6 protein-coding genes are annotated in these 7,234 nt (G+C 39.6%); all 6 read left to right on the top strand.

The features are described from left to right. Window positions 1-807: AAA family ATPase (locus PMI13_RS18665; RefSeq protein ID WP_007846663.1), on the top strand; the 807-nt coding region annotated here is incomplete at its 5' end. A gap of 85 nt (window positions 808-892) precedes the next feature. After that, on the top strand, window positions 893-1,759 hold the full coding sequence (locus tag PMI13_RS18670; protein WP_007846664.1) for a lytic transglycosylase domain-containing protein: 867 nt from the start codon (window positions 893-895) through the stop codon (window positions 1,757-1,759). 22 nt (window positions 1,760-1,781) lie between these two features. After that, on the top strand, window positions 1,782-3,719 hold the full coding sequence (locus PMI13_RS18675; protein WP_007846673.1) for a type VI secretion system Vgr family protein: 1,938 nt from the start codon (window positions 1,782-1,784) through the stop codon (window positions 3,717-3,719). Between the two features lie 2 nt (window positions 3,720-3,721). Further along, window positions 3,722-4,885 carry a hypothetical protein gene (locus PMI13_RS18680; RefSeq protein ID WP_007846675.1) on the top strand — a complete coding sequence of 388 codons (1,164 nt, stop codon included), beginning with the start codon at window positions 3,722-3,724 and terminating at the stop codon, window positions 4,883-4,885. Between the two features lie 74 nt (window positions 4,886-4,959). After that, on the top strand, window positions 4,960-5,469 hold the full coding sequence (locus tag PMI13_RS18685) for a hypothetical protein (protein ID WP_156104505.1): 510 nt from the start codon (window positions 4,960-4,962) through the stop codon (window positions 5,467-5,469). Window positions 5,470-5,540: 71 nt separating this feature from the next. After that, window positions 5,541-7,234 (top strand): AAA family ATPase (locus PMI13_RS18690; protein ID WP_007846677.1); only part of this gene is annotated, 1,694 nt, incomplete at its 3' end.

Below are 7,234 nucleotides of genomic sequence, written 5' to 3' on the forward strand. Positions count from 1 at the left end.
CCGGGACAGCCGATTGGATCATTTTTCTTATTGGGACCTACAGGAACCGGGAAAACCGAATTGGCCAAATCAATGGCTGAATTGCTGTTCAACGATGAAAAAGCAATGGTACGTTTCGATATGTCCGAATTTAAGGAAGAGCATTCGGCGGCATTACTATACGGAGCGCCTCCGGGATATGTGGGATACGAAGAAGGAGGGATGCTGGTCAATAAAATCAGGCAACAGCCTTATACCGTTGTGTTATTTGATGAAATTGAAAAAGCGCATCATTCCGTTTTTGATGTATTCCTGCAGATTATGGATGAAGGAAAAGTTCATGACAAGCTTGGAAAAGAAGGTGATTTCAGCAATGCCCTGATTTTGTTCACATCCAATATCGGAAGTGAGGAAATTGTAAAACAGTTTGAAGAGGGCAATGTTCCCGCATCATCCTCATTGATGCAGATCATGTCCAATTCGGGAAGATTCAGACCAGAATTTTTGGCCAGGATTACAGAAATTATCCCATTTGCACCGATCACAGAATCGATTGCAGAAAGGATCTTTAATATTCAGTTGAAATCACTTCATACCTCATTAACAAGATTGGGAATGACTTTATCAATAAGTGCTGAAGCTGTGAAAAATCTTGCTTTGGGAGGTTTCAGCAGCAAATACGGGGCAAGACAGATTTCCGGCGTGATCAGGGCACAGTTGGCAAGGCCAATCTCAAAAATGATCGTAAGGGAAGAAGTGAAAACCGGACAGACCATGCATGTAGATTGGAATAATGAAGAAGAAAAATTAACATGGAAAGTTGAATAAATTTTAATAAAAAAGCTCATTTTCTTGGAATGTGTTTATTTTATTAATTTTATGCTTAGAATAATTGAATGATTAAATACTTAAAATGAAAATCAATTTCAAAAATATTTTAACAGTATTACTCTTGGCTTCTGCCCATTGTGTTAGTGCACAGTTTCTCTCTGCATCGGATACCTCTGAAAATAGTGTGAAACGGTACCGAAATATTATCGGTTCCAATAAAGTGGTAGTTGATTTTATCGAGTACTCGCTGGTACAAAAAGGATTGCCGAGACATTTAAGAAATCTGGCCCTTATAGAATCAGGCTTTGACAGAAGGCAGGTTTCGGGAGCCGGAGCAGCAGGTGTTTGGCAGTTTATGACAGCTCATGCTAATCAATATGGGCTTTCTGAGCAGAGCCGGTCAGATTTGTACAGAAGTACAAAAACTGCAATGATTTCTTTAACCCAACTGTATAAAAAATACAACAACTGGGTGACGGTAGTCGCTGCATACAACTGTGGAGAAGGAAATATAGCCAAAGCCATGGATGCGGCAGGATCTTCACAGTACCACATTTTCTGCAAATATTTACCGGCAGAAACCATTAATCATGTTAAAAAATATCTGAATGCCTGTTATGCAACAGGAGAATTGGAAAGTGTATTAAGTAACTATAATTCTTCACGAATGAACACTGTTTTCTTTGTGAACGGCGGTAGTAAAACAGATAATGACCCATTGGAGCAGACAGACATTAATGCAGGGTTTAATCTGGATATCGTTGCAGACGAATTGAAAGTGGATATGGATAAGCTTTTATCCTGGAATCCCGGAATTACAGAAGAACTTCAGACAAAAGGCGAAAGTACATTGCGTTTACCCACCGATCTTATGCCCGATTTTTTACTGAGAAAAAACAAAATACTTTCCCGGTCAATAAAAGCGGGAGCTACAGCAAATACCAAATAATAATCATCTAAAAAGAGGTAACATGAAGACAGAATCACAAGATATAATAAAAAATCCTTCTTTCCGTCCGTCCCAGAATGCCGACGGCGTATCTGAGAGCCACCATACCGGGATCAACCGGCTGGTCAAACTATCGTTGGTGATAGAAGGTAAAGTCATTAAGTACTACAAACATTTCCGTCTTAAGCAGAGTTCCCGTCGCCACCATGAATTTACCCTTACCCTGGCGCATGATACCCTTGGGGACCGGCAGACGCATACCCTTGAAGAAGCCAATAAATTCCTGGGAAAACGTTTAACGGCAGTTATCTCGTATAAAGATATAGATAACAGTCCTGAAAGGACATTCGTAGGAGTGATCACAGGAGTAGGTTTCAGCCAGGAAAAAATGAGTTTGGGAAATATCGTATTATCAGGGTACAGCCCTACCATATTACTGGACGGAGCACCCCATATCCAGAGCTTTGGAGGCGGTCAGCCCGTGAATATGGGAATCATCGCCAATGAAGTGATCAAACAGGGAATCGATTCCGGGCGTTTCGATGTCCGGGTTGATACCAACGACTATTCCCAGATCATCTACAGCAGCCAGTATGATGAAACCCATTACAACTACCTGGCACGAATGGCAGAATCCTATGGCGAACAGTTCTATTATGATGGTGAAGTTCTTCATTTCGGAAAACTTCCCCCACAGAACAAGCCTATAAAACTGACCTATGGGAGCAATGCGAACGATGTAAAAGTAGAACTGAAAGCGGTACATACCAAACCCCGTTTTTATGGTTACAACAGCAGTAAGAACGAAAAGCTTACTTCCGGAGAAACCCCGATACAGCATGTAAGTGACCTTGCGAAAACCGCTTATTCCCATAACGAAAAGATCTATAAAACCCCGGCTTTGCAGGTTGCCCCCATCAAGGCCACAACTCATCTCGATGTCGAATACTCTCAGAAAAGCAGTTCAGGCAGTGAAGCGGTGAATGTATTCTCGCTGTCCGGCAATACCACAGTACCTTTCCTTCATCCCGGTTGTGTGGTCGACGTTCAGATGCGTAAACCCGATACCAATGAAACCAGTTACTTTACCAGGATTATGGTAACGGAAACGACCCATGAGATTGATACGATCGGTCATTACCAGGGAAGCTTTGAAGGCATTGCCTCCGATACCGGCTTTTTACCCAAACCGGATTTTACGACTCCCAAAGCAGAGCCCCAGCTGGCCACTGTAATTTCCAATGCCGATCCTGAAGGCCAGGGCAGGGTTCAGGTAAGGTTCGACTGGCAGAATAATGATACGACCCATTTTATCCGTATGATGAGTCCCGATGCAGGAGGTACCGATCAGATCACTCAGAACAGGGGTTATGTTGCCATTCCCGAAGTAGGGGACCAGGTGATGGTTAACTTTGTGCACAGTCATCCTGACAGACCCTTTGTGATGGGAGGAATGTTCCATGGTGGAGTAGGTTTGGGAGGCGGATCAGATAACCGTGTTAAATCAATTCAGACCCGGAGTGGTCACAGAGTAGTTTTCACAGAAGATGAAAGCATCATCATCACTGATAAATCCGGGAATGAGATCCATCTGGATACCACAGGAAGCAATATCAATATCACAGCGCCGGAAACGATAAATATTACTGCAAAAAATATGAATATTAATATTGCTGAAAATATCACTACGACAGCAGGAATGAATATCTCAGAAACAGCAGGAATGAATAAAAATACCAGTGTGGGTATGCTTAATATGCTGAATGTAGGAACCAATTTTATTACCAATGTTATTGGAAAAATGGTGGAAACGATTCAGGGAAATAAGGAGTCTCATACAGAAAAAGACCGAATCAGAGTCAGTAACGGGAAAATAACATCACAAAGTACCGGGACTTTCGAACAGCATTCTGATAAAGAAGTACAAAACAATTCCGGAGAGAAATCTAAAAATTATTAGAAATGGGTAAGGAAACTTATGTAGGCGGAGATATCATAGAAACTACAGGAGGAAACAATCTTGCCTATGCCAAAGAAAATATAGTAAATTCCTCAGGGGAACATGTGGCTCAAAAAGGGAAAGAAAGCGGAGTGACTTATGGAGAACGTAAAGAAGCTCCTAAAATTGAAACCGAGAAAACGGGAGAAGCTTATATTATAGTAGTAGGAACCCAAAGCCATAGAAGTGATGCTTCTGCCAGCAAACCCTGGAACTTATTCAGGGAAGTAGGCGAAGGAAGCAAGCTGATGTTTGTACATCAGGCTTTACGAAGGATGAGATTGAATAAAGCAATAAAATTCGATTTTTTATTATGTGTACGTGGCTATACAGATAAACAGAAAAAAGCAATAAAAGATGCTGTTGAAAATCTGTATGGCGGGAAATATGTAGAAGTGACCAGTGCTCAGCAGGTCATCAACTACATTAATACGGCAGATGAAAATAATAAAGCATCAATAGCAAAAGCCAGAACAGAGAAAAAAATAAAGCAGTTATTATTTTACAGCCATGGTGTTGTTGGAGAAATCTCTTTGGGTTTAACGCCGGCAGGTATGGATGTTACTGAATATTCATTTGAAAAAGAAGAAGCCGCAAAATTAAATAAAGAAGCATTTTTAGGAGGAACCAATATTTATCTTTTTTCATGTAGGGCCGGAATAGGGAATTCTGATATTGATAGAACAATCTACATAGATAAAGATGGTAATAAAGCGGATCCTAACAACAGATATAATATTCTGTCATCTGAAAGTATAGCACAAAAAATTGCCAACTCAACTGGAGCAACCGTTTACGGATATCTCAGAAGGACAGATTATGAGAAAACTCTTTTTACCAATGATGAATTATGCTTTTCAGACTATATGAAAGCAAGAGCCAAACAACAGCAGGAAGTAAAAAACAAAAGATGCTCCAGCACCTATCAGCATTTACTTGATCAGGATTATAAATTAAAGGAAGAAGAAGTTACAAGATGGAAAGCCTGGCAGGATATTGAATCAAATATGAAGAAAATAGATGATGCCTGGTTTGATCCTGATGGAGCAAGACATAATGTGGAAGCTGCTCCAAGTCCGGAAGGGGTACCCGCAGAGATGAAAACATTTATACCACAAAAACAATGAAAAATAAATATATGAAAATAGGGATTGTAAGTATTTTTATGATATTGTTAGGTGTTTTTGCAAAAAAAATAATTATGGAAAACGAAATATGTAAAACAGAGAATGGGTATGAAATGATAGGCTTTGGAGGGAAACCTGTTAATATAGACGATAAAATAAAAAAAGAAAAATGTAAATGCATTACGGAATCTCTATTATTTAACCCTAACCCTAAAAAATTCAGTCCGGAGCAACTGAAAGAATTAAGAAATGAATTGCCTCAATGGGCATCAAAAAATATAAAAGATTTTTCTGAAAATGATAAAAAGGAATTAACGGATATATTAAAATTAGAAGATGCAGAATTGCTTAAAAAGTTTGAATATAAATTTTCTTATTTTGGAAAGCCTGCTTCAGAAGAAATTCCTGTATATGTATTTAAAATAAAATCCATACCGGCTTACTGCCCTAATTTTACGGATGAATATGCGGTATATGGTAAAAAGGATAAATTTGGAGTGGAGCTCTATCCGTTAAAAGACAAGCCGGATTATCCCAAAATTGAAAATAAAGACTGGGCAAAAACAGAGCTGGGAAGAGACTAGCCTGTTTTTTGCTGTAAACCGGAAAGAGACAATTAATAATCAAAACAACACATATTAATAAGAAATTATAAATGGGAGTACTAGTAACCAACGAAACAGTAAAACAGCTTTTTCATATTGCACAGTCCATCGCAAGGGAAAATTATAATGGAACCTATGGTGGGCCGCACATTTTACAGGCCCTGATGCATAAAGATATAGGGCTTAATGAATTTCTTAAAAACATAGATAAAGATCCCGGATATTTCTATGAATGGGCTGATGTGCGTATCGAAGATTATCCGAAAACAACCCATCTTCCGGATGAAGTGGGGCAGGATGAATCGGTAGATCAGCTTATTGAAGAAGCAGATGACATAAGATTAAAATTAGGATTGGATGAGGTTACTCCTATCTGTATACTGACTGCTATTGTAAAGCCTCAGGTTGCTTTTTCATTGCAGCAGCTGAAATCACTACCGCTCAGAGAACATGAAATATTCAATCTCTATAGAAAGGATACTCCTTATGCAACATCGGAGAACGGAGAATTTGCTTCCCTTTTTTCCAATGGTTCAGATTTTTCAGATTCCTCTTTTCCGTCAATCAAAAACTACTGTGTAGACAGAACTGCCGAAGCAAGACAGGGAGTGTTGGAAAATATTATCGGAAGAGACAAAGAATTGAGAATGCTTGTCGAGATTCTTTGCCGGAGAAGTAAGCCGAATGTCATCATCATTGGTGAGCCCGGAGTAGGTAAAACAGCATTAGTAGAAGGTTTTGCCATTGAAATTACAAAAGGAAATGTTCCGGAAATGCTTAAAAATGCAACCCTTTTAGAACTGGATACGGGTGCCTTACTTGCAGGAACTTCCTACAAAGGTGAAATTGAAGACCGTCTTAAAAAAGTAATCAATGAATGTAAAAAAATTGAAAAAGCCATTTTATTCATTGATGAAATACATACCCTTTTAGACCCGAAAGGAAGCATAGGAAACGTAGCCAATCTTCTTAAGCCAGAGCTGGCAAGAGGAGAAATTACGGTAATAGGAGCAACAACCCAGGAAGAATACCGTAAAATTATAGAACCCGAACAGGCTTTCAACCGTCGTTTCGAAGTCCTTACGGTTAACGAGCCGGATGAAAAAACCTGCGTAAAAATGATTGATGTGCTTCTCGAAGGTTATAAGAAGCACCATAATATTGAAGTGGAGAAATCAGCGCTGCCGGAATGTGTACGCTTGGCAAAACGATATGCCAAAGGTAAAAAGCTTCCCGATGCAGCAATTGATCTGCTCGACAGAACGATGGCCGCAATAAAAATGCTTGATGAACTTTCAGAAAAAGAGCTGGAAAGCTGGAAAGAAAGCTATGAAACCATATTAAAAGAAGAATACTCAGATAACAAAGATAAAGCTGACGAACTGATCTGGACTTATAACTTGTTAAGAGACAAAATAAGTCCAATTTTGTGGGGCTCATTAAGTGAGCAGCCGGCAATTGATAATTCAATGCCTGTAGATCAGATTCAGAAGATCATTGATGATACATACACAGAGCTGCTCCAGCATGCCTCAGTAAAAAGAGAAAAGGTGGACCGCCTTGAGCTGGCTGCTGTAATGGCTGCCAAAACCAATATACCAATCGGTAAAATCCAGGCTCAGGAAAAAGAAAAACTCCTGAATATGGAATCTCTCCTGCTAAATCGTGTTGTAGGGCAGGATCATGCCCTGAAAATCCTTTCTGATGCGATTGTGGAAAACCGGAGTGGCTTGAATAAACCGGG

Origin of the sequence: Chryseobacterium populi (genome assembly GCF_000282115.1) — a bacterium.
Taxonomy (GTDB): Bacteria; Bacteroidota; Bacteroidia; order Flavobacteriales; family Weeksellaceae; genus Chryseobacterium; species Chryseobacterium populi.

Bases quoted from the DNA above. Each gene is read 5' to 3' on its own strand.
- PMI13_RS18670 (WP_007846664.1), top strand. From the start codon at position 893: ATGAAAATCAATTTCAAAAATATTTTAACAGTATTACTCTTGGCTTCT.
- PMI13_RS18675 (WP_007846673.1), top strand. From the start codon at position 1,782: ATGAAGACAGAATCACAAGATATAATAAAAAATCCTTCTTTCCGTCCG.
- PMI13_RS18680 (WP_007846675.1), top strand. From the start codon at position 3,722: ATGGGTAAGGAAACTTATGTAGGCGGAGATATCATAGAAACTACAGGA.
- PMI13_RS18685 (WP_156104505.1), top strand. From the start codon at position 4,960: ATGGAAAACGAAATATGTAAAACAGAGAATGGGTATGAAATGATAGGC.